General features: G+C 72.6%; 23 protein-coding genes. 11 read left to right on the top strand and 12 right to left on the bottom strand.

Features of this window, described 5'->3' with window-relative positions:
- Window positions 1–90 precede the first annotated feature (90 nt).
- Entirely contained in the window at window positions 91–1,383 is a 1,293-nt protein-coding gene (locus OG286_RS30110; RefSeq protein WP_396319082.1) for an alpha/beta hydrolase, read from the bottom strand.
- A 188-nt stretch (window positions 1,384–1,571) separates the two neighbouring features.
- Complete coding sequence (locus OG286_RS30105) at window positions 1,572–2,045, bottom strand: Lrp/AsnC family transcriptional regulator (RefSeq protein ID WP_396319083.1); 474 nt, start codon at window positions 2,043–2,045, stop codon at window positions 1,572–1,574.
- Between the two features lie 94 nt (window positions 2,046–2,139).
- On the opposite strand from OG286_RS30105, the gene OG286_RS30100 reads away from it, so the two are divergent.
- The 3 genes from OG286_RS30100 to OG286_RS30090 all read left to right on the top strand — a co-directional run bounded on the left by OG286_RS30100 (window position 2,140) and on the right by OG286_RS30090 (window position 4,249).
- Window positions 2,140–3,003: an LLM class flavin-dependent oxidoreductase gene (locus OG286_RS30100; protein WP_405359405.1), complete on the top strand. Its 864-nt coding sequence runs from the start codon at window positions 2,140–2,142 to the stop codon at window positions 3,001–3,003.
- Window positions 3,000–3,428: a nucleoside deaminase gene (locus OG286_RS30095; protein ID WP_405365901.1), complete on the top strand. Its 429-nt coding sequence runs from the start codon at window positions 3,000–3,002 to the stop codon at window positions 3,426–3,428. The genes OG286_RS30100 and OG286_RS30095 overlap by 4 nt, the downstream gene beginning before the upstream one ends.
- Window positions 3,429–3,742: 314 nt before the next feature.
- Complete coding sequence (locus OG286_RS30090) at window positions 3,743–4,249, top strand: hypothetical protein (RefSeq protein ID WP_405365900.1); 507 nt, start codon at window positions 3,743–3,745, stop codon at window positions 4,247–4,249.
- Window positions 4,250–4,483: 234 nt separating this feature from the next.
- Here the strand turns inward: OG286_RS30090 and OG286_RS30085 are convergent, their stop codons facing one another.
- Window positions 4,484–4,990: a GNAT family N-acetyltransferase gene (locus OG286_RS30085; RefSeq protein ID WP_396319632.1), complete on the bottom strand. Its 507-nt coding sequence runs from the start codon at window positions 4,988–4,990 to the stop codon at window positions 4,484–4,486.
- Window positions 4,991–5,069: 79 nt separating this feature from the next.
- Between OG286_RS30085 and OG286_RS30080 the strand changes: the two genes are divergently transcribed.
- The 3 genes from OG286_RS30080 (at window position 5,070) to OG286_RS30070 (ending at window position 7,140) form a co-directional block, all read left to right on the top strand.
- Entirely contained in the window at window positions 5,070–5,333 is a 264-nt protein-coding gene (locus OG286_RS30080) for a hypothetical protein (protein WP_405365899.1), read from the top strand.
- 153 nt (window positions 5,334–5,486) lie between these two features.
- Window positions 5,487–6,419, top strand: coding sequence for a hypothetical protein (locus tag OG286_RS30075; RefSeq protein ID WP_405365898.1), 933 nt, complete (start codon window positions 5,487–5,489; stop codon window positions 6,417–6,419).
- Between the two features lie 232 nt (window positions 6,420–6,651).
- Window positions 6,652–7,140: a hypothetical protein gene (locus tag OG286_RS30070; RefSeq protein WP_405365897.1), complete on the top strand. Its 489-nt coding sequence runs from the start codon at window positions 6,652–6,654 to the stop codon at window positions 7,138–7,140.
- A 103-nt stretch (window positions 7,141–7,243) separates the two neighbouring features.
- Here the strand turns inward: OG286_RS30070 and OG286_RS30065 are convergent, their stop codons facing one another.
- Both OG286_RS30065 and OG286_RS30060 read right to left on the bottom strand, forming a co-directional pair.
- The gene (locus OG286_RS30065) at window positions 7,244–8,173 is read right to left on the bottom strand and encodes a lysozyme (protein ID WP_396319090.1); all 930 of its coding nucleotides are present in this window, start codon (window positions 8,171–8,173) and stop codon (window positions 7,244–7,246) included.
- A 192-nt stretch (window positions 8,174–8,365) separates the two neighbouring features.
- Window positions 8,366–8,692, bottom strand: coding sequence for a rhodanese-like domain-containing protein (locus OG286_RS30060; RefSeq protein WP_405365896.1), 327 nt, complete (start codon window positions 8,690–8,692; stop codon window positions 8,366–8,368).
- Window positions 8,693–8,730: 38 nt separating this feature from the next.
- On the opposite strand from OG286_RS30060, the gene OG286_RS30055 reads away from it, so the two are divergent.
- Window positions 8,731–9,372 (top strand): TetR/AcrR family transcriptional regulator, encoded by a 642-nt coding sequence (locus OG286_RS30055; RefSeq protein WP_396319092.1) that lies wholly within the window; start codon window positions 8,731–8,733, stop codon window positions 9,370–9,372.
- A gap of 24 nt (window positions 9,373–9,396) precedes the next feature.
- Here the strand turns inward: OG286_RS30055 and OG286_RS30050 are convergent, their stop codons facing one another.
- On the bottom strand, window positions 9,397–9,762 hold the full coding sequence (locus OG286_RS30050; protein ID WP_405359412.1) for a nuclear transport factor 2 family protein: 366 nt from the start codon (window positions 9,760–9,762) through the stop codon (window positions 9,397–9,399).
- Window positions 9,763–9,787: 25 nt separating this feature from the next.
- Complete coding sequence (locus OG286_RS30045) at window positions 9,788–9,946, bottom strand: hypothetical protein (RefSeq protein ID WP_396319094.1); 159 nt, start codon at window positions 9,944–9,946, stop codon at window positions 9,788–9,790.
- A 393-nt stretch (window positions 9,947–10,339) separates the two neighbouring features.
- On the opposite strand from OG286_RS30045, the gene OG286_RS30040 reads away from it, so the two are divergent.
- On the top strand, window positions 10,340–10,717 hold the full coding sequence (locus OG286_RS30040; protein ID WP_396319095.1) for a YciI family protein: 378 nt from the start codon (window positions 10,340–10,342) through the stop codon (window positions 10,715–10,717).
- Window positions 10,718–10,859: 142 nt separating this feature from the next.
- Window positions 10,860–12,194, top strand: a complete 1,335-nt coding sequence (locus OG286_RS30035) for an RNA polymerase sigma factor (protein ID WP_396319096.1) — start codon at window positions 10,860–10,862, stop codon at window positions 12,192–12,194.
- Here the strand turns inward: OG286_RS30035 and OG286_RS30030 are convergent.
- Entirely contained in the window at window positions 12,160–12,636 is a 477-nt protein-coding gene (locus OG286_RS30030; RefSeq protein ID WP_396319097.1) for a MarR family winged helix-turn-helix transcriptional regulator, read from the bottom strand. The genes OG286_RS30035 and OG286_RS30030 overlap by 35 nt on opposite strands.
- Before the next feature lie 92 nt (window positions 12,637–12,728).
- On the opposite strand from OG286_RS30030, the gene OG286_RS30025 reads away from it, so the two are divergent.
- The gene (locus OG286_RS30025; RefSeq protein WP_396319098.1) at window positions 12,729–13,511 is read left to right on the top strand and encodes a dioxygenase; all 783 of its coding nucleotides are present in this window, start codon (window positions 12,729–12,731) and stop codon (window positions 13,509–13,511) included.
- 108 nt (window positions 13,512–13,619) lie between these two features.
- Here OG286_RS30025 and OG286_RS30020 read toward each other — a convergent pair whose 3' ends face one another.
- Window positions 13,620–14,267: an NAD(P)-dependent oxidoreductase gene (locus OG286_RS30020; protein WP_396319099.1), complete on the bottom strand. Its 648-nt coding sequence runs from the start codon at window positions 14,265–14,267 to the stop codon at window positions 13,620–13,622.
- 195 nt (window positions 14,268–14,462) lie between these two features.
- A complete protein-coding gene (locus tag OG286_RS30015) occupies window positions 14,463–14,915 on the bottom strand; it encodes a Fur family transcriptional regulator (RefSeq protein ID WP_396319100.1) in 453 nt (150 codons plus the stop codon).
- 322 nt (window positions 14,916–15,237) lie between these two features.
- Here OG286_RS30015 and katG point away from each other — a divergent pair, with 322 nt between their 5' ends.
- A complete protein-coding gene (gene katG / locus OG286_RS30010) occupies window positions 15,238–17,472 on the top strand; it encodes a catalase/peroxidase HPI (RefSeq protein ID WP_396319101.1) in 2,235 nt (744 codons plus the stop codon).
- Between the two features lie 95 nt (window positions 17,473–17,567).
- Here the strand turns inward: katG and OG286_RS30005 are convergent, their stop codons facing one another.
- Together OG286_RS30005 and OG286_RS30000 are read right to left on the bottom strand one after the other, a co-directional pair.
- On the bottom strand, window positions 17,568–17,951 hold the full coding sequence (locus tag OG286_RS30005) for a hypothetical protein (RefSeq protein WP_396319102.1): 384 nt from the start codon (window positions 17,949–17,951) through the stop codon (window positions 17,568–17,570).
- A 107-nt stretch (window positions 17,952–18,058) separates the two neighbouring features.
- On the bottom strand, window positions 18,059–18,451 hold the full coding sequence (locus OG286_RS30000; RefSeq protein WP_396319103.1) for a hypothetical protein: 393 nt from the start codon (window positions 18,449–18,451) through the stop codon (window positions 18,059–18,061).
- Window positions 18,452–18,886 lie beyond the last annotated feature (435 nt).

The following is an 18,886-nucleotide window of genomic DNA, read 5'->3' as shown; positions in this document are numbered from 1 at the left end:
CACCGGCGTGGTCGGGCCCCACAGCGGCCCGACCGCCCCGACCCTCACCGCGCCGCAACGCACCACCCCGTCCGGGCGCAGGCGGCACCCCTACCTCGGCGGGATGATCCCCGTCAGCCACTTGAAGGTCGGGACGACCAGCGGCTTCCAGGTCGACGTGAGGTGCGCGCCGGTGGTCTCGACAGGGGTGACGGTGGTGGGGCTCTTCGCCGCCTGCTGGAGAGCGGTCGCGTCCTCCAGGCCGTCGCCCCGCTTGCCGGTCACGTAGAGCGCGACGTTCGGCGGGGTCGCGGCGTGGGTGAGGATGTAGAGGGGGTTGGAGGTCTCGCGCAGCTTCGGGTCCTTGGCGGTCAGTGACACGGCCTCGCCGGCCGGGTCGTTGTAGCCGGACATGCTGATCGCGGCGCGGTAGCGGTTGGGGTGGGCGAGGGCGAGGCGGCTGGCGCAGTGGGCACCGGCGGAGTAGCCGGACAGGGCCCAGCGGTCCGCGGTGGTGTCGGCCCGGAAGTTGTCCATCACCATCTGCGGGACGTCCCGCGAGAGCCAGGTGTCGGCGTTGACCTTGCCCGGGACGTCGGCGCAGCCGGTGTCGGTCTTGCCGAGCAGGGTGACGCGCGGTGAGACCAGGATGAACGGCGTCACCTGACCGGACTTCATCAGCGGTTCGAGCTGCTTGGCCGCGTCCATGGTGTCGCCGAACCAGGCGCTGGACGCACCGGGGTAACCGGCGAGCAGCTCGACCACCGGGAAGGTCTTGTCCTTGTACGCGGGGTCGTCGTACTGCGGGGGCGTCCAGACCAGGACCTCGCCGTCGACGCCGGAGAGCTTGCCCTTGAGGTCGGCCTGCTTGACGCTCCTGGGCACGGCGTCGGAGTCCGGGGTGTGGAAGGCCTGCGGCACCTTGGGCGCGGGCGTGGCGGAGGCGCCCGCGGACGCCGCGGCGGAGGCGGCGGCCCGGTCCCCGGCGAGGCCCTCGTCCTTCGGGGGCACCGGCACGGCCCGGACGTGGTTCGAGGTGCCCAGCAGGTCGCCCCAGTTGTCGTAGAGCTGGTTCTCGTTGTTGACCACCACGAAGACCATGGCCACGGCGGTGAACTGACAGAGCAGGATGGTCCCGAGGTAGGAGAGCGCCCGCAGCGGGCCGCGCCCCCGTCGGGCCCCCGCGCCCGGCACTGCCACGCCCGGCACACCGCCGCCCGGTACGCCTCCGGTCGGACCGCCCCCGTCCGGCACGTCTCCCGTCGGTGCGTCTCCGCCCGGCGCCCGTACGCCCGGCACCCATCCGAAGACCCCTCTGCCCCGCCACTGCGCCATGGCCAGCGCGATGGAGCCCACGAACAGCAGGATCGTGAGGACGAAGAAGGGAGTGCCTGTCAGGTTCATCGCGTTCCGGTGCCCAGTTCCTGTGCCGCCCGGGCCCGCATGCCCGGTGTCAGGAGAGACAGCAGGGAACGCCCGTTCGGTTGCTGGTTGCTGGGAGAAACCTGGGAGGTCAGCCCAGCGTCGAAGCCGGGCCACGCGAACACCGCTCGCCGCTCGCGGTGGGGACCCGGCCGACGGCGCCGAGGACCTCAGAGCGGCGGGGTGACCGGCCGGGGCACGCGCGGGCCGCGGAACGGCAGCGTCCGGCTGAGGACGAGGTTGGTGGTCGTGCTCCCGAACCGGGCCAGGGAGTCGACGACCTCCTCCAGGTGACCCATCGACGTGGTCGCCACCTTCAGGACGTAGCAGTCGTCCCCGGTGGTGCGCAGGCACTCCAGGATCTCCGGGCGCTCCTCGACCAGACGCCGCAGCGGCTCGTGCCGCGTCCCCGGCCCCGGGTACTTCAGCCGGACCACCGCCAGCACCGCGTACCCGGTGCGTTCGAGGTCCACCTCGGCGCGGTACCCCGTGATCACCCCGGCGGTCTCCAGACGGCGCACCCGCTCGGTCGTCGCCGACGCGCTGAGGTTCACCCGCCGCGCCAGCTCCGTGAACGGGATCCGGCCGTCCTGCTGGACCTCGGCCAGGATCGCCCAGTCCGTTGCGTCAAGACTCTCGGTCATCCGCCCAGATTACCGGTGAATCCACGGGCCAACCGCCCCTGAACAGCGAGGAATCCCTTCTGACAGCCCGTACGGCCTGGCTAGCCTTGAGCTTGTGAAGATCGGAGTCAACGTCCTCAATTTCGGCCCCGGCACCGACCCGGGAGTCCTGCGCAGCTGGGCCCAGACGGTGGAGGGCCTGGGGTTCGACCTGCTGATGGTCTCGGACCACGTCGCCATCACGCCCGACGTCGCCGAGCGCTATCCGGCCCCCTTCTACGAGCCGTTCACCACGCTGTCCTGGCTGGCCGGCGTCACCGGCCGGGTCCGGCTCGGCACGACCGTCCTCATCGCGCCCTACCGGCACCCGCTGCTCACCGCCCGGATGGCGGCCAACCTGAACGAGCTGAGCTGCGGCCGGCTGGTCCTCGGCGTGGGGGTCGGCTGGGCACGGCAGGAGTTCGCCGCCCTCGGCATCCCGTTCGAGCAGCGGGGCCGCCTGACCGACGCCCACCTCCAGGGCGTCAAGGCGGCCTGGGCGGACACCGCCGCCTACGGAGCCCGTCGGATCCCGGTCTGGATCGGCGGCAACAGCGAGGCGGGCCTGCGCCGGGCCGTCCGGTTCGGGGACGCCTGGCACCCGCTGCGCTGCACCCTGCCGGTGCTGCGCCAGTCCGTGGCCAGGCTGAAGGAGCTCGCGGACGCGCAGCACCGGCCCGTCCCCGCCTTCGCCCCGCGGATCGCGCTCAAGCCCACCGCGAGTCCGGCCGGCGGACCGCGGCGGCTCGCCGGGGAGGGCACGATCGACCAGATCATGGCCGACCTCGACCAACTGCGGTTGCTGGGCGCCGACACCGTCGTCCTCGACCCCTACAGCGGCGACCCCCGCGACACCTGCCACCCCCAGTCGGCCTGGCAGGCGCTCGCCACCGTGGCCGCGCACTTCTACCCACCCCGCACAGGTACGGAGCAGTCATGACCACCCCCGACGACCACACCCTCCTCCGCCGGGCCATCGTGCTCGCCGCCGAGGCCCGCACGAGCGGCAACCCGCCGTTCGGATCGCTGCTGGCCGGCCCGGACGGCACCGTAGTGGCCGAGGAACGCAACACGACGCTCACCGACCGGGACATCACCGCACACCCGGAACTGAAGCTCGCGCGGTGGGCCGCAAGGGAGTTGGACGCGGCCACGGCGGCGCACAGCACGATGTACACCAGCTGCCAGCCCTGCGGGATGTGCGAGGCGGTCATCCAGCAGGCGGGACTGCGGCGGGTGGTGTTCGCCCTCTCCAACGAACAGCTCCTGGACATCAGGCCGGGCAGCGGCCGGCTCCCCGTCCCGCAGGAGGGCCCGGCGCTGCTCGACGAGGTGCGGGCCGTGGTGGAGGCGTACTACCGCTGACCCGTCGCCGTCCCGGCCCGTAGCCGCCCGTTCCCGCCTGTCGTCGCCCGACCCCGCCTGTCCCATGGCGGGGCGGTCCCGGCTGGCGCACTGGTCCCGGGACGCACTCGGGACCACGGCCTCATACTCCCGTCGCGGCGAATTCCTAACGTGAGAGCACGCGTTGAGCACTCGCTCCGGGAAACGGACGACGGCTCACGCGGACCGGGCCGGGACCTTCCGGCCCGGGTGTTCCGACAGCGAAGCACTGGAGGATCCGAGGCAGCGCCTCCATCACCAGTGGCGTCGCCGCCGTCTCCCGGATCCCCAACAGCATGGAGGTCTGGTTCGTGGGCGGGGACGCCTCCGTCCAGGACCGCTTCTGGTACGACACGTCGAGCAAGAACTTCGACCAGGACGTCACCACCGACATCGCCATCGGCGGCTCGGCGCACGTCGTGATGCGGCAGGACGGCTTCTTCTCGTTCAGCACGCACGCCCACGACAGCGGCTTCGACAACATCGACTACACGATCACCGCCGCCGTCATGACGCCGGACGGAACCGTGTTCACCTTCCAGCACTCCGGCCACACCGAGGGCACCGTCGCCGGCCTGCCCTTCGGCACCCCGGACCGCAACGACGACTTCACGTTCACCGGCAACAACCCGCAGATCACCGAGAAGTGGGACGGCATCCTCAACGGCACGTTCAAGGCCAGCCTGGAGGGGACCGACACCCTCGCGGCCGCCGTCACGGGAGCCCTCGGCGACCTCGTGAAAGCGATCGTCGCCGCGGCCGGCAAGGCCGCCGCCGAGGCGGTCATCAAGCTCGTCTCCTGACCCGCGGCGTGCTCCGACCCCTGGCGGGCGTGGGCTCTGGCTCATCAGACTCTTGCGCCACGCCAGGCGCTTCGCATGACCGTTCATCAGCTCAGTTCCTGTGCGACGGAAGCGATCTGATCGACCGACGCGTTGGGCGAAAGCAACGGGCCATGAACAGATCACAGCCGCGCCCGGCATCCGTGACGGTTTCCGGATCGACGATGCAGCCGGAATGGCGAAAAGGCTTGCCCGCTATACGAGTTCGTCGGCGAGCAGGTCCATCAGCAGATTGTCGTGCCACGTCCCGTCCGCCCCGCGTTCGTACTGCCGCATCGTCCCCACCGGGCGGAATCCCACCTTCTCGTAGCAGCGGATGGCCGCCGCATTGTCGGCGGCCGGGTCGATGATCAGCCGGTGGTAGTGGTGGTCGGTGACCAGATGGCGGGCGAGCGCACGGACGGCGTCGGTGCCGAGGCCCTGGCCGTGGCGGGCCGGGTCGAGGTAGATGTCGATGCCGGCGTGCCGGTACTCGTCGTCGTTCTCGGCGTACCACTGGATCGCGCCGGCCACCTGCCCGCCCACCGTGATCACCAGGGTCTCGGTGCCGGGCTCCTTGAGGTCGGTGGCGACGGCGTCGGCGAGGTCGTCGCCACCCCGCCAGCGGGCGTAGACCTCGGGGGTGGAGCGGATGGCCACGAGGGCCGGAATGTCGTCGTCGGCGGCCGGTCGGAGCGTGACGTGGGTGCCGTGCAGAATCATCCCCATATGGGGCATGTTTCCACGGAATGGGCTATTCGGCGAGCCCTTTCCCGCGTCGCACCCGCCCCTCCCGGTAGGGATGATTCGCCGCCGTGACGAGCAGCTGCCAGCGCTGCGGCACCTGCTCGGCTCCTCCTGCGGCAAGGCGGAGCTGCATGCGGAGGTACTGGAGCAGTTCCGCCCGATCGGCCGGTGGTGCGGGCCTTCGGCGTGGGCCGACAAGGGTGAGCCGGCCGCCGCGTTCGGCCAGGCGCGCGGGGTCGCGGTGAAGCTTTCGGGTGCGGAGCCGCCGGCACCGGAGTTGAGGCCACCCAAGGACGCAACTCATCACTACAACGGGTAATCACTTCATTTCCGAGAGCACTGACGACACATCAATTGGGTGTAGCGTGACCGCCGTAAGCGGATCGCCCCCGAAGAATGGGGCGAGCCCGGCAACGTGTTGACGCACGCGGCCGGGCTCTTCATCCGTCGAGTGGTTAAGGCCCCACTGACGATGCTCACGCATGCTATCCCGCCGACGCGCGACTTCACTCAGATCTCCAACGCACTGGTGTGGGACGACGAGTTGTCCGACTCCGCCTTTCGCCTGCTTGTGCGAGCCCTGGCGCTCGGCCCGGCGAAGGCCCGCACCACCACGGTGACCGCCCTCGCCGCCGGGCTCGCCGGCGGCCGCATCACCACCGACCGCGCCCGCCGCCAGCTCACCCGCGCCGGACTGCTCCACACCACCCGGCGGCGCGGCGCAGCCGGGCACGTACGGACCGAATCGCTCGTCTCCAACGTGCCGTTGAGCGCGGACGAGGCGGCGCGGCTGTTCGACGAACACGTCGAACAGCGGGATTCCGACGGCAACCCGGGTGCCGGAAAACGTACCCGCGGGACATCGTCCGTCCGGGCGTCCGGCACCGTCCCCCCCGGGGTGACACCTGAGGTGAACACTTCCCCCCTCCCGTCCCCACCGACGGACGAAGCAGCCGCCCCGGCCGCAGGGTCGGCCGAGGCCGAGCGCATCCTGCTGGAGCTGCGGAAGGTCGATCCGCGGCTGACGCTCGGGGCCCGCGAGGTACGAAGGCTGGCGCCGCTCGCCGCCGAATGGCTGGCCAGGGGCGTGAGCGCGGCGGGACTTCGGTCGGCGCTCACCTCCGGGCTGCCGACGCCGGTCAAGTCGCCTGCCGCAATCCTGCGTTGGCGACTGACGGAGAAGATGCCCGACGAGGCCGGGCCGAGTACGCCGGCTTCAGCCGCGCCGGTCTCCTGCGACGGCTGCGACCGCGCCTTCCGTCCGGTGAACGGCGAGCAGCGGTGCGGTGATTGCCGCACCGCTGCGGCCGCGGCCGTCGTCGCCACCGCGGCCACCACCCACGAGAAGCGGGAGCCCCGGCGGGTCGACTGGCGCGCCCTGGTGGCCCAGGTCGGCCAGGTGTGAAGGCCATGCGGTCCTGAGCGATGTGCCGTCGCAGGCCCTGCGGCAGGGCTTCGGGTCGTACGGGACAGCGAGCGCGTCGATCTTGCCCATGAGGCCGCCGCGGCCGGTGAGGTCGCCGTGGATCCCCCGGCTCGGGCCGATGGTCCGGTCGAGCGATGTCAGGACGCCGGTCCTCACAGGCGTCCGACGGTGACGAATTGCAGAACTCCCGTAGCCATGTGTAACTCATCGCATGATCAGACAAAGCGTGCGTGCGCTCTGCGCCGCCTCCATCGCACTTGCCCCGCTCGCGCTCTCCGTGACGCCCGCCCACGCGGTGAGCTCGTGCACGGTCAACGGCGTCCCCGCCTCAGGCCCGGTCATCTCGGGCACGTCCGGAAGCGACTTCATCCGCTGCACCCTCGGCGGCGTCGGCGACCAGGTCAACGGCCTCGGCGGCAACGACAACATCGCGGTCACCGGCCCCATGGCCGGGACCATCGACGGCGGCACGGGCAACGACTACATCTCCACCGCCGGCATCACCGGCACGATCGCCGGAGGCGACGGCTCCGACTTCGTCGTGGTCAACGGCACCGTGGCCTCCACGGGCGTCGTCGCCGGCGGGGCGGGAAACGACTATGTGCAGACCGGCTTCAACAACGGCGTCGTGAACGGCGGCGCCCAGTCCGACACCTGTCGCGTGAGCGGCGGGAACGCCCCCGTCAACTGCGAGTCCTGACCGGCTGACCCACGCGGGTGACCGGACACCGACCGGCAGGAGGCCCCGCTCGCCGAACTCCGGGAAGGTGGCGTCCCGGCCCCGCGCCGCCGTAGAAGCCGCGTCAGCCGTTGGCGATGGCCTGGAGACGCTCGTAGGTGCCGTTGAAGGAGTCCTGGTCACCGGGGAAGGTACCGGAGCTGGCGTACTGCCAGAACGTCTGGTAGAGCCACCCGTTGGGGAGTGTGCCGACGGTGGGGGCGTAGCGGGCGATCCAGAGCGGGTTGGTGGCGCCGAAGCCGCCGTCGTTGCCGGTGCACTGGGTCCACCAGTTGGTGGTGGTGTAGATCGTCGGGTACCGCCCGGTACGGGACTGGACGGTGTCGCTGAACTCGCGGATCCAGCTGACCATGTCGCCCTGGCTGAGCCCGTAGCAGGTCGCGCCGTACGGGTTGTACTCGATGTCGAGCGCCGGCGGCAGCGTGCTGCCGTCGGCGGACCAGCCGCCGCCGTGGTCGACGAACCAGTCGGCCTGCGCCGAACCGGAGGAATGGTCCGGCAGGGCGAAGTGGTACGCGCCCCGGATGAACCCGGCATTGCGGGAGTCGCCGTACTGCCGGCCGAAGTAGGGGTTGGTGTACGTCGTGCCCTCGGTGGCCTTCACGTAGGCGAACCGGGCCCCGTTGGCGGCGGCCTGGGACCAGTCGGGGTTGCCCTGCCGGCTGGAGACGTCCATGCCCGGGGTCTGCACGGCGGCCGTCAACGACCTGAGGCCGGGGCGGCCCCATCGGCCCTCGTGGACGCCGACGGTGGATCCCGCGAAGTCGAGCTCGGGGTGGCGGATCGGCGACCGTGCAGGGTCGGTGCCGGCACGGGACGCGAGCCCGGCAGCGTGGACGGGGCCGGAGGCGGAGGCGGCCAGCGAGGAGACGGTGGCGGCGAGCGCGACCAGGAAGCGGATGATCCGCGTGCGCGTCGGGGTGGTCGCACAGGGCGCGGGGGTGGCTGCGTGGCCTGCCGGGCTCGGCCTGGCCGGGCTGGAGCTCCTGGACATGACACTCCTTCGGTTCGCACTGAAAGGTCAGCAGTGAGCCGATATGGGCGGTTTGTCGGATTCTGTGAGATTGCCATGTGCCTGGCGCCAATGCCAGCACCCTCGGCCACGCATCCCGACCAACCGTCATGTGCAGCACCTTCGGCCCGGCGGGGGGCACCCCCGTGCCACCCCTCCCCCGCCGGGGCCCGGTCAGGCGGACTCGGTGGGCAGGCCGGCGTCGGTCCAGTCCTCGATGCCCTCGCGGTACTTGCGGACGTCGGCGTAGCCGAGGGCCGCGAGGCGGTCCGCGACCTGGCCACTGTTGGCGCAGCCCGGGTTGGAGCAGTAGGTGACGATCGCCGCGTCGCGGTCGGGGAGCAGGGTGGGCGCCAGCTCGTCCACGTCGGCCCGGACGAGCGCGACGGCGCCGGGCAGGTGCTGCTTGGCGTAGTACTCGCCGCCGAGGGCGTCGATCACGGTCACGGAGCCCGCTTCGATCGCCGCGGCCAGCTCGTCCCGGTTGATGAGTGCAGTCATTACCGCTACCTCCTAGGGATTCGGACTATAGTCCGGTTATGGCTCACGACAGTAACGGACCGCAGTCCGCTTCCGCAATCGTCCCGTTGGAATCGCTGCGCACCCCGCCGCCCGCCGAACGGGCCGACGCCGCCCGGAACCGGGCCGCCGTGCTGGAGGCCGCCGCCCGGCTGTTCGCCGAGCACGGGGTGGAGGCCGTCTCGATGGACCAGGTCGCGGCGGAGGCCGGAGTCGGCAAGGGCACGCTGTTCCGGCGCTTCGGCGACAAGGCCGGGCTGGGGGTCGCCCTGCTGGACGCGCGCGAGCGGGCGCTCCAGGAGGCGATCCTGCGCGGGCCCGCGCCGCTCGGCCCCGGCGACGGCTCCCCGCAGGCACGGCCGGCCGAACGGCTGGCGGCGTTCGTGGACGCCTACCTGGACTACCTGCTGGAGCACCTGGACCTGGTGCGGATGTCGGAGACGGCCTCGCGCGGCGCCCGCTACCGCATCGGGGCCTACCGGTTCTGGCACCGGCACGCGGCGGTCCTGCTCGCCGGGGCGGGCGCGCCGGACCCCGAGCACGACGCGCACGCACTGCTGGCGGCACTCGCGGCCGAACACGTGGCCGCGCTGCTACCGGAGTTGGGCGAAGGCCGGATCCGGGCGGGAGCACGGAGGCTCGCCGCCCGGCTCACACCGTAGGGCGTGTCCGGCACGCCCCGGGCGTCAGACCCCGGCCCCGTACGCCCCGAAGCCCCGGCAGACCAGACCGTCGCGGAAGGTCAGCGCCTCGGAGACGGCGACGCCGCGCTCGTTGCGGTAGTTGATGACGACCGTGTCCACCGAGACCCGGACGTCCTCCAGCGTGAAGTGCAGGTCCGGGAGGAGCCCCAACGCCTTCGCCCAGTAGGCGCGCAGAGCCTCCTTGCCGCGCACCTCGCCCGAAGGATCGCCGAACAGGCTGACGATCCTGGGCGAGGCGAAGACGACGTCGTCGGTGTAGTGGGCGAGGACGGCCTCCAGGTCACGGGAGTTCCAGACCGCGACCCACTCCTCGGCAAAGCGCTGCCCGAAGGCGTGATCGATACTCATGCGCCTCATCCTCCCCGGTCGACGCTCAGGAATGTACCGGCCGTTCGCACGAGCGAAGTCCGGCCGGCTCCACCTGCAGTGCGGTGTGGGCGATGCCGAAGTGGTCGGCCGTGCAGCGGCGCAGGCGGGCGAGGAGGTCGGCGGGCGCGTCCTGCGTCACCACGTGGGCGGTGAGGACGGGCATGCCGGAGGTGATGCTCCAGGACGGTCAGCTCGGCCGGCCGGTCCAGGTGACCGTACAGCCGGACTCCGGCGGACGCTCCCCTGTGCACTGGCCGTCCGCCTCCAGGACCGCCTCGACCTCCGCGCGGCCCTCCTCTGCGCACCGGCCCGCTGAGTCCGCGCAGCGGGGTGCGCTGCGCCCGAGCGGCGGCGCACCGAGCCTGCGCGACACCACGCCGAACCTGCGCACCGGCCCGCCGAACCCGCCGCCGGGCGGCCGGGTGGACGGCTGCGGTGGCCGCGTCGGAAATCTCCCGGAAGAATTTGCGGGCGGCTGTCGATCCGGCCGTTCCCCGTTCGACGCAGGGGTGAAAGAGGCGGGGAGAAGCCCCGTCCTCCTGACCGAGGAGTCACCATGCCGCGCTTTATGTCGCTGATCCGTATCAACGAGCAGGACGCCCCGGACATGCAGTCGGCGGGCCCGGACTTCGAGAAGCGGATGGGGGCGCTGTTCGAGGAGATCACCAAGGCCGGGGTGATGCTGGACACCGCCGGGCTGCTGCCGACCGCCGAAGGCACCCGGATCACCTGGGACGGTGGGAAGCTGAGCTTCACCGACGGGCCGTTCACCGAGACCAAGGAGGTCGTCGGCGGCTACGCCATCATGCAGTGCAAGGACAAGGCCGAGGCGGTGGAGTGGACCAAGCGCTTCCTGGAGATCCACCCGGTGAGCTGGACGGTCGGCGCCGAGCTGCGCCAGATCGACGGGAACACCACCCCGCCGGAGGCCTGATCCGGCAGCCTCGGTCCCGGGGCACGGCGTCGGAGACCTTGGCCCCGGAGGCGTCGTGCCGGAGGCCTCGGTCTCCGGCACGACGCCCGATCGCCGCGTCCGCGTTTGCCCGGGCCACGGGCGGCTGCTCTGATAGGTGGCCGTGAACGGGAGCAACGCGGCCGTGGCGGTCGAGGCGGTGTTCAGGATCGAGTCGGCGCGGATCATCGCCGGTGTCACCCGCATCGTGCGGGACGTGGGCATCGCCGAGGAGCTGGCGCAGGACGCGCTGGTCGCCGCGCTGGAGCAGTGGCCCGAGAAGGGCGTCCCGGACCGGCCGGGGGCCTGGCTGATGACGACCGCCAAGCACCGCGCGATCGACCTGGTCCGCCGCAAGGAGACGTACGCGCGCAAGCTCGCCGAGGTCGGGCGGTCGCTGGAGGACGTGCCGCCGCCGGAGCCGGCCGAGCCGGACGACATCGACGACGACCTGCTGCGGCTGATCTTCACCGCCTGCCACCCGGTGCTGTCGGCGGAGGCCCGGATCGCGCTGACGCTGCGGCTCCTGGGCGGGCTCACCACGCAGGAGATCGCCCGCGCGTTCCTCGCGCCCGAGCCCACGGTGGCGCAGCGGATCGTCCGCGCCAAGCGCACGCTGGCCGGGGCGCAGGTGCCGTTCGAGGTGCCGTACGGGGAGGAGCGCGCGGCCCGGCTCTCCTCGGTGCTGGAGGTCATCTATCTGATCTTCAACGAGGGGTACTCGGCCACGGCCGGCGACGACCTGCTCCGGCCGGCGCTCTGCGAGGACGCGCTGCGGCTGGCCCGGGTGCTGGCCGGGCTCGCCCCGCAGGAGCCCGAAGTGCACGGCCTGGCCGCACTGTTGGAGTTCCAGGCGTCGCGGGCGGCGGCCCGGACGGGGCCGGACGGGCAGCCGGTGCTGCTGGCCGACCAGAACCGGGCCCGCTGGGACCGGCTGCTGATCCGGCGCGGGTTCGCCGCGCTGCAACGGGCGGGCACCGGCCCGTACTCGGTGCAGGCCGCGATCGCCGCCTGCCATGCGCGGGCGGTGCGCTACGAGGAGACCGACTGGGCGACGATCGCCGCGCTGTACGCGCGGCTGATGGCGCTGACGCCGTCGCCGGTGGTGGAGCTGAACCGGGCGGTGGCCGTCTCGATGGCCCACGGCCCGGCGGCCGCACTGGAGTTGGTGGACGCGCTGGCAGCCGAGCCCGCGCTGCGCGAGTACCACCTGCTGCCGAGCGTCCGGGGCGATCTGCTGGCGCGGCTCGGGCGGGCGGCGGAGGCGCGGACGGAGTTCGAGCGGGCGGCGGTGCTGACCCGCAACGCGCGGGAGCGTGAGCTGCTGCTGGAGCGGGCGGCGAACGCGGGAGCCACGCCCGGCCCGCCGGCTCCGCCCGTGGCCCCCTCGGCGGGTGGTCCTCCGGCGGCGTCCGGCCCCCCTGCTACGCCCGGTCCTCCAGCCGCAGACGGGCGCTGACCTCGCCGAGGCCCTCGGCGAGGACGGCGAGCTGCTCGGGGGTGAGCACGTCGATCAGCAGCTCGCGGACCAGGGCTACGTGCCCGGGGGCGGCCCGGCGCAGCATCTCCCGGCCCTCGTCGGTGAGTTCGGCGAAGACGCCGCGCACGTCGCTCGGGCAGGAGCGGCGGCCGACCAGGCCCATCCGCTCCAGCTGGGTGACCTGGTAGGTGAGGCCGCTCTTGGAGGTGATCAGCTTCTCCGCCAGTTCGGTCATCCGCAAGGAGCCGGCCGGGGCGGCGGAGAGGTGCACCAGGATCTCGTACTGGGTGTGGGAGAGGCCCGAGTCCTCCTTGAGCTGGCGCTCCAGCCGGCGGTTGAGCAGATTGCTCGCGGCGACGAAGCCCCGCCAGGCGGCCATCTCGCCCTGGTCGAGCCAGCGCGGTTCGTTCGTGGAGGACATGGGGGAAGCCTACTCCCGTTGTTCAAATTCGAACCAAGGTGTACCTTCGTGGTGTCGAGGTTTAAATTTGAACTACTAGCCGAGGAGCCGCCATGAGCACCGCCGCCTCCGAGCGCATGCCCGCCCTCTACCTCTCCCACGGCGCGCCGCCGCTCGCCGACGACCCGGTCTGGCCCGGCCAGCTCGCCGCGTGGTCGGCCGACCTGCCGCGCCCCAAGGCGATCCTCATGGTCTCCGCGCACTGGGAGGAGGCGCCGCTCGCCCTCGGCGCCGTCACCACCGTGCCGCTGGTCTACGACTTCTGGGGCTTCCCCGAGCACTACTACCAGGTCCGCTACGCCGCCCCCGGCGCCCCGGAGCTCGCCGAGCGCGTGCGCAAGCTGCTCCGCGCCCCCGGCACTCCGGTCCAGGACATCCCCGACCGCGGCCTCGACCACGGCGCCTACGTGCCGCTGGTGGAGATGTTCCCGGAGGCGGACGTCCCCGTCCTCCAGGTCTCCCTGCCCACCCTCGACCCACAGCGGCTGCTGGAGATCGGCCGCCGGCTCGCCCCGCTGCGCGACGAGGGCGTGCTGATCGTCGGCAGCGGCTTCTTCACCCACAACCTGCGGGCGCTCAGCTCCGACGGCCGGGTCACCTCGGTGATGGCCGAGTTCGACGACTGGGGCCGGCGCGCCCTGGACGCGAAGGACCTCGACGCGCTGCTCGACTTCGAGCACAAGGCCCCCGCGGGGCGGCTCGCCCACCCGCGCACCGAGCACTTCGCCCCGCTCTTCGTCACCCTCGGCGCCGGCGAGGCCGACCTCGGCAGCCAGCGCAGCGTGATCGACGGGTTCTGGATGGGGCTGGCGAAGCGCTCGATCCAGCTGGGCTGACGCGCACCGCCGACACAGAGCCGACACGCACGGCCGACGCGCACCGCCGACGCGCATCGCCGACGCAGAGCCGACGCAGAGCCGACACGCGCACCGCCGACGCGCGCCTCAGCCCGGGCCGCAGGTGAAGCGCTCGCCGATGTGTTCCGGCTGCTCGATCTCGTCGACCAGGGCGGCGGCGTAGTCCGGGACCGAGATCCAGCTCCGACCGGACGCGTCGGTGAGCGCCTGTTCCAGCCCGGTGCGGTAGCGGCCGGTGCGCTCGCCCGGTACGAGCTCGGCGGCCGGGCTGAGCGCCGTCCAGCGGATGTCCGCGACGGTGCGCAGGTAGTCCAGGGCAGCGCCGTGGGCGTGCATGACCTGCAGCAGCGGCTCGGGCAGGCCGGGGGCATCCCAGACCCGGACGCCCGGCGCCGTCTCCAGACTCCCCGCGCCGCTGACCACCAGCAGCCGGGGCGCCACGTCACCGAGCGTCCGCAGGCCCTCGACCAGCGAGCGGGCGGCCGGCTCGATCAACCCCTGCCGGCCCGGGCCGTCACCACCGCCGACGGCGCTCACCAGCACGTCCTGCCCGGCCGCGACGCGGGCCACGTCCGCAGGGACGAGGACGTCGCCCGGCACGACGGCGGCCGCCCCACCCCGATACCGGGCCGGATCGCGGACGACGGCCGTCACCCGGAGGCCGCGGGCGACGGCCTCCGCGACGACGGCGGCGCCGACGGTGCCGTTGGCGCCGATCACGGCGATTCTGGCCATGCGGGGACCTGCCTTCCGGGCTGCGGTGGAGGATGCGTCACAGCAGTAGCACCCAACCCCCCGGGCACGCCGCACGGACACGCGGGGCACCCGCCCGGAGCCGGCGACGACCTGACGGCGGGTCAGGACCCGGCGGTCCGGCCGTAGGCGTCCCGGGTGTCCGGGGTGTGCCGGGCGTCCCGGGTGTCCGGGAGGTCAGCTCCCGGCCGGCTCCGGAGACGATCCGGGGGCGGGGACGGGGGCGCAGGACGGGCAGAGGCCCCGGTAGGTGACCTCGGCCTCGAGGACCGTGAAGCCGAACCGCTCGCCCGCCGGGAGACAGGCCATCGGGTCGCCGGTCGGACGGACGTCACGGATGGTGCCGCAGCCGGAGCACACCAGGTGGTGGTGCGGGTCGTGCCCGTTGGGGTCGTAGCGCCTGGCGCGGCCGTCGGTGGCGACCTCCGTGACCTCACCGAGGGAGACCAGCTCGCCCAGCGTGTTGTAGACGGTCGCCCGGGAGATCTCGGGCAGCCGTTGCACGGCCAGGGCGTGCACCTCGTCAGCGGTCAGGTGCACGTGGTCGCCGTCCAGGACCTCCGCCACGACACGCCGCTGCGCGGTCATCCGCCAGCCTCGACCCCTCAACCGCTCCAGCAGGTCGCTCATATCGTTCCACCTCTTCGGATTTCGGGGGGAGTCCGGATTCCGGCGGCGGACACCCGGGTTCCGACGGGACAGGGGCTCGGCATGCTTCTTGACTTGGATTCCGTCCATCGTAGGATCGGTTCTGGAGATAGCCCAGGGACAGTAGCGCTCCGGAGTGGCAAAGACCCGGAAGGAATCCGGGAGACCCGCCGAACCCGCGGAGACCGCCGCTGCTCCCCGGACGAGAACGCGAAGACCGTCGTCCGCCGGGGCCCGAGCCCTGACCGTGACGCCGCCCCACAGTTCCTGAACACCGTGATCCGCCCGGCCCGGAAGGATTCCCATGTCTGAGAACAATGACGCCATCGTCGTGGACGCGAAGGCGGAGGGCGCAGGAGGCGGCTGCCCGGTCGCACACGAGCGCGCACCGCATCCCACGCAGGGCGGGGGGAACCGCCAGTGGTGGCCGGACCGGCTCAATGTGAAGATCCTTGCCAAGAACCCCGCCGTCGCCAACCCGCTCGGCGCCGACTTCGACTACGCGGAGGCGTTCAAGGCGCTCGACCTCGCGGCCGTGAAGCGGGATCTCGAGCAGACGCTGACCACGTCGCAGGACTGGTGGCCGGCGGACTTCGGCCACTACGGCCCGTTCATGATCCGAATGGCCTGGCACAGCGCCGGCACCTACCGGATCAGCGACGGCCGCGGCGGCGCCGGCGCCGGCCAGCAGCGCTTCGCCCCGCTCAACAGCTGGCCCGACAACGCCAACCTCGACAAGGCCCGCCGCCTGCTCTGGCCGGTCAAGAAGAAGTACGGCCAGAGCATCTCGTGGGCCGACCTCATGATCCTCGCCGGCAACGTCGCCCTGGAGTCGATGGGCTTCGAGACCTTCGGCTTCGGCGGCGGTCGCGTGGACGTCTGGGAGCCCGAGGAGGACGTCTACTGGGGCCCCGAGTCCACGTGGCTCGACGACGAGCGCTACACCGGCGAACGCGACCTGGAGAACCCCCTCGGCGCGGTCCAGATGGGCCTCATCTACGTCAACCCGGAGGGCCCCAACGGCAACCCGGACCCGGTCGCCGCGGCCGTCGACATCCGGGAGACCTTCCGCCGGATGGCGATGAACGACGAGGAGACCGTCGCCCTGATCGCGGGCGGCCACACCTTCGGCAAGACGCACGGCGCCGGCCCGGCCGACAGCGTCGGCGCCGACCCCGAGGCCTCGCCGCTGGAGCAGCAGGGCCTGGGCTGGAGGAGCTCCTACGGCACCGGCAAGGGCGGCGACACGATCACCAGCGGCCTCGAGGGCGTCTGGACCAACACGCCCACCACCTGGGACAACAGCTTCTTCGAGATCCTCTTCGGCCACGAGTGGGAGCGGTTCGAGAGCCCGGCCGGCGCGCACCAGTGGCGGCCGAAGGACGGCGGCGGCGAGGGCAGCGTCCCCGACGCGCACGACCCGTCGAAGCGCCACGCCCCGACGATGCTCACCACCGACCTCTCGCTCCGGTTCGACCCGGTCTACGAGCAGATCTCCCGGCGTTTCCTGGAGCACCCCGACCAGTTCGCGGACGCCTTCGCCCGCGCGTGGTTCAAGCTGACCCACCGCGACATGGGCCCGGTCGTGCGCTACCTCGGCCCGGAGGTCCCGTCCGAGACGCTGCTCTGGCAGGACCCCCTCCCCCCGGTCACGCACGCGCTCGTCGACGACGAGGACGTCGTCGCGCTCAAGGAGAAGGTCCTCGCCTCCGGCCTGTCGGTGGCCCAGCTGGCCTCCACCGCGTGGGCGTCGGCCTCGTCGTTCCGCGGCAGCGACAAGCGCGGCGGCGCCAACGGCGGGCGGATCCGCCTGGAGCCGCAGAGCGGGTGGGAGGTCAACGAGCCCGACGAGCTGGCCGCCGTGCTGCGCACCCTGGAGGGGATCCAGGAGTCCTTCAACGCGTCCCAGACCGGCGGCAAGCGGATCTCGATCGCGGACCTGATCGTCCTCGCCGGCGCCGCGGCCGTCGAGAAGGCCGCCAAGGACGCCGGCGTCGACGTCCGGGTGCCGTTCACGCCGGGCCGCGTGGACGCGTCGCAGGACCAGACCGATGTCGAGTCGTTCGCCGCGCTCGAGCCGGCCGCCGACGGGTTCCGCAACTACCTCGGCAAGGGCAACCGGCTCCAGGCCGAGTACCTGCTGCTCGACCGGGCGAACCTGCTGACCCTGAGCGCCCCGCAGCTGACCGTCCTCGTCGGCGGCCTCCGCGTCCTGGGCGTGAACCACCAGCAGTCGCCGCTCGGAGTCCTCACCAAGGCGCCGGGGACGCTGACCAACGACTTCTTCGTCAACCTGCTCGACCTGGGCACGACCTGGAAGGCCACGTCCGCGGACGCGAACACCTTCGAGGGCCGCGACGCCGCCACCGGCGAGGTCAAGTGGACCGGCAGCCGGGCCGACCTGGTCTTCGGCTCGAACTCCGAGCTGCGGGCGCTCGCCGAGGTCTACGCGAGCGACGACGCGAAGGAGAAGTTCGTGACCGACTTCGTCGCGGCCTGGGACAAGGTGATGAACCTCGACCGGTTCGACCTCGCCTGACCGTACCGTCCGGATCGCCCGGCCGGCCTCAGGGCCGGCCGGGCGATCCGGTACGCGGGCCCGGGCGACCGGCCGGGGCCGTCCGGCCTACAGGCCTACACCCCCGGCTGCGGTGGTGCCGGGCGGACCGTCATGCCGGGACGCCGACGGTGCACCGTGAGGTAGACGACGCCGTCCCGCCCCGCGCGGACGCCCCGCTGCGCCCCGCGCGGCAGCAGGCGCAGGGCGCCCGGCCGCAGGTCGTGGGCGGTGCCGTCGCAGCGGAGTGTGCCCTCCCCCGCGATCCCCAGCACCAGCACGTCGAGATCGGGCTCCACGTGGTCGGCGACGGTCGCGTCCGGCCTCAGGCGCACCACGTTGGCATCGAGCTGGCGCTCGGCGCCGGTCAGCCGCCACAGCGCCCCGGCGGGGTCGGCGGCCACGTCGTTCAGCAGGTCGTCCAGCACCACGCCGTCACCGTGGGCATCCGGGTCGCTCATGCCGGACATCATCCCACCGGGCGGGCGGAGCACCGGTCCGCGCCGGCCCCGGCCGGTCGCCGCGTCCCCTCTCAGGGCGGTGTGTCGTCTCAGGGCGGCGTGTCGTCTCAGGGCGGTGTGTCGGCGTGCCCGCAGACCCACGCCAGAGCGTCGTGCACCCCCTGGGCGAAGTCGCGGGCCACCGTGCGACGGGACCGGTCGTCGAGTTCCACCATCGCCGCGTCCACCTCGGCCGTCAGCGCCGTGAGGTCCGGCACCCCGTCGCCGTGCGCTCCGGTGACCGGCGCGGCGACACCCCGGCCCAGCGCCCACCGGTAGCCCGCCAGGCAGCCGCCTGCCGTCCGCTCCCGGTGGCCCGGCGTGGTGCTCCCCGTTCCCGGTTCGGTCGGCGTTTCCGCGTCGGTCGACGTTTCCAGTTCGGTCAACGCGCGCGCGACCTCGTCCACCGGGCGCACACCCACGGTGCGGTTCTCCGACACCCAGTCCTGTTCATTCGTCATACCGGTGCGTCTAACCGCGCTTCCCCCGGTGACACCCCGGGAGACGAACCACCGCCCGGACGGAGGAGGGAGCCCGGGACGGGGGAGCGCAGGACAAGGGGAGCCCGGGACGGGGCGGCGCCCTGGCCGTGGGCGGGGCCTGCGGGCGCAGGGGCCCGGCCACCGGCGGGGGGACGTCACGGTGGCCGGCGGCCGGGCTCCCGGCGAGGCGGGCCGGCCCAGGACCGGGAACCGGGGGGTGGGCCTCGGCCCGGGTGCCGCCCGCCGCGGTCTCTTCTCACCCGGGAACGGCCGCCCAAACCCCCGTCCCCCGCGAATCCGCTCCGGCCCGGCCGCTCACCGCGGTCGCCGCCCGCACACGCCCGCGTGGTCCCACGTGCTCACCACCCTGCTTCGAAACCCTGCTTCGAACGGCCCACAGCGGACAGACGATCC

This window comes from Kitasatospora sp. NBC_00039, from assembly GCF_045160625.1.
Lineage (GTDB): Bacteria > Actinomycetota > Actinomycetes > Streptomycetales > Streptomycetaceae > Kitasatospora.
Note: the sequence above shows the minus strand (reverse complement) of the source record. Positions and strands in the feature narration are given on the sequence as shown.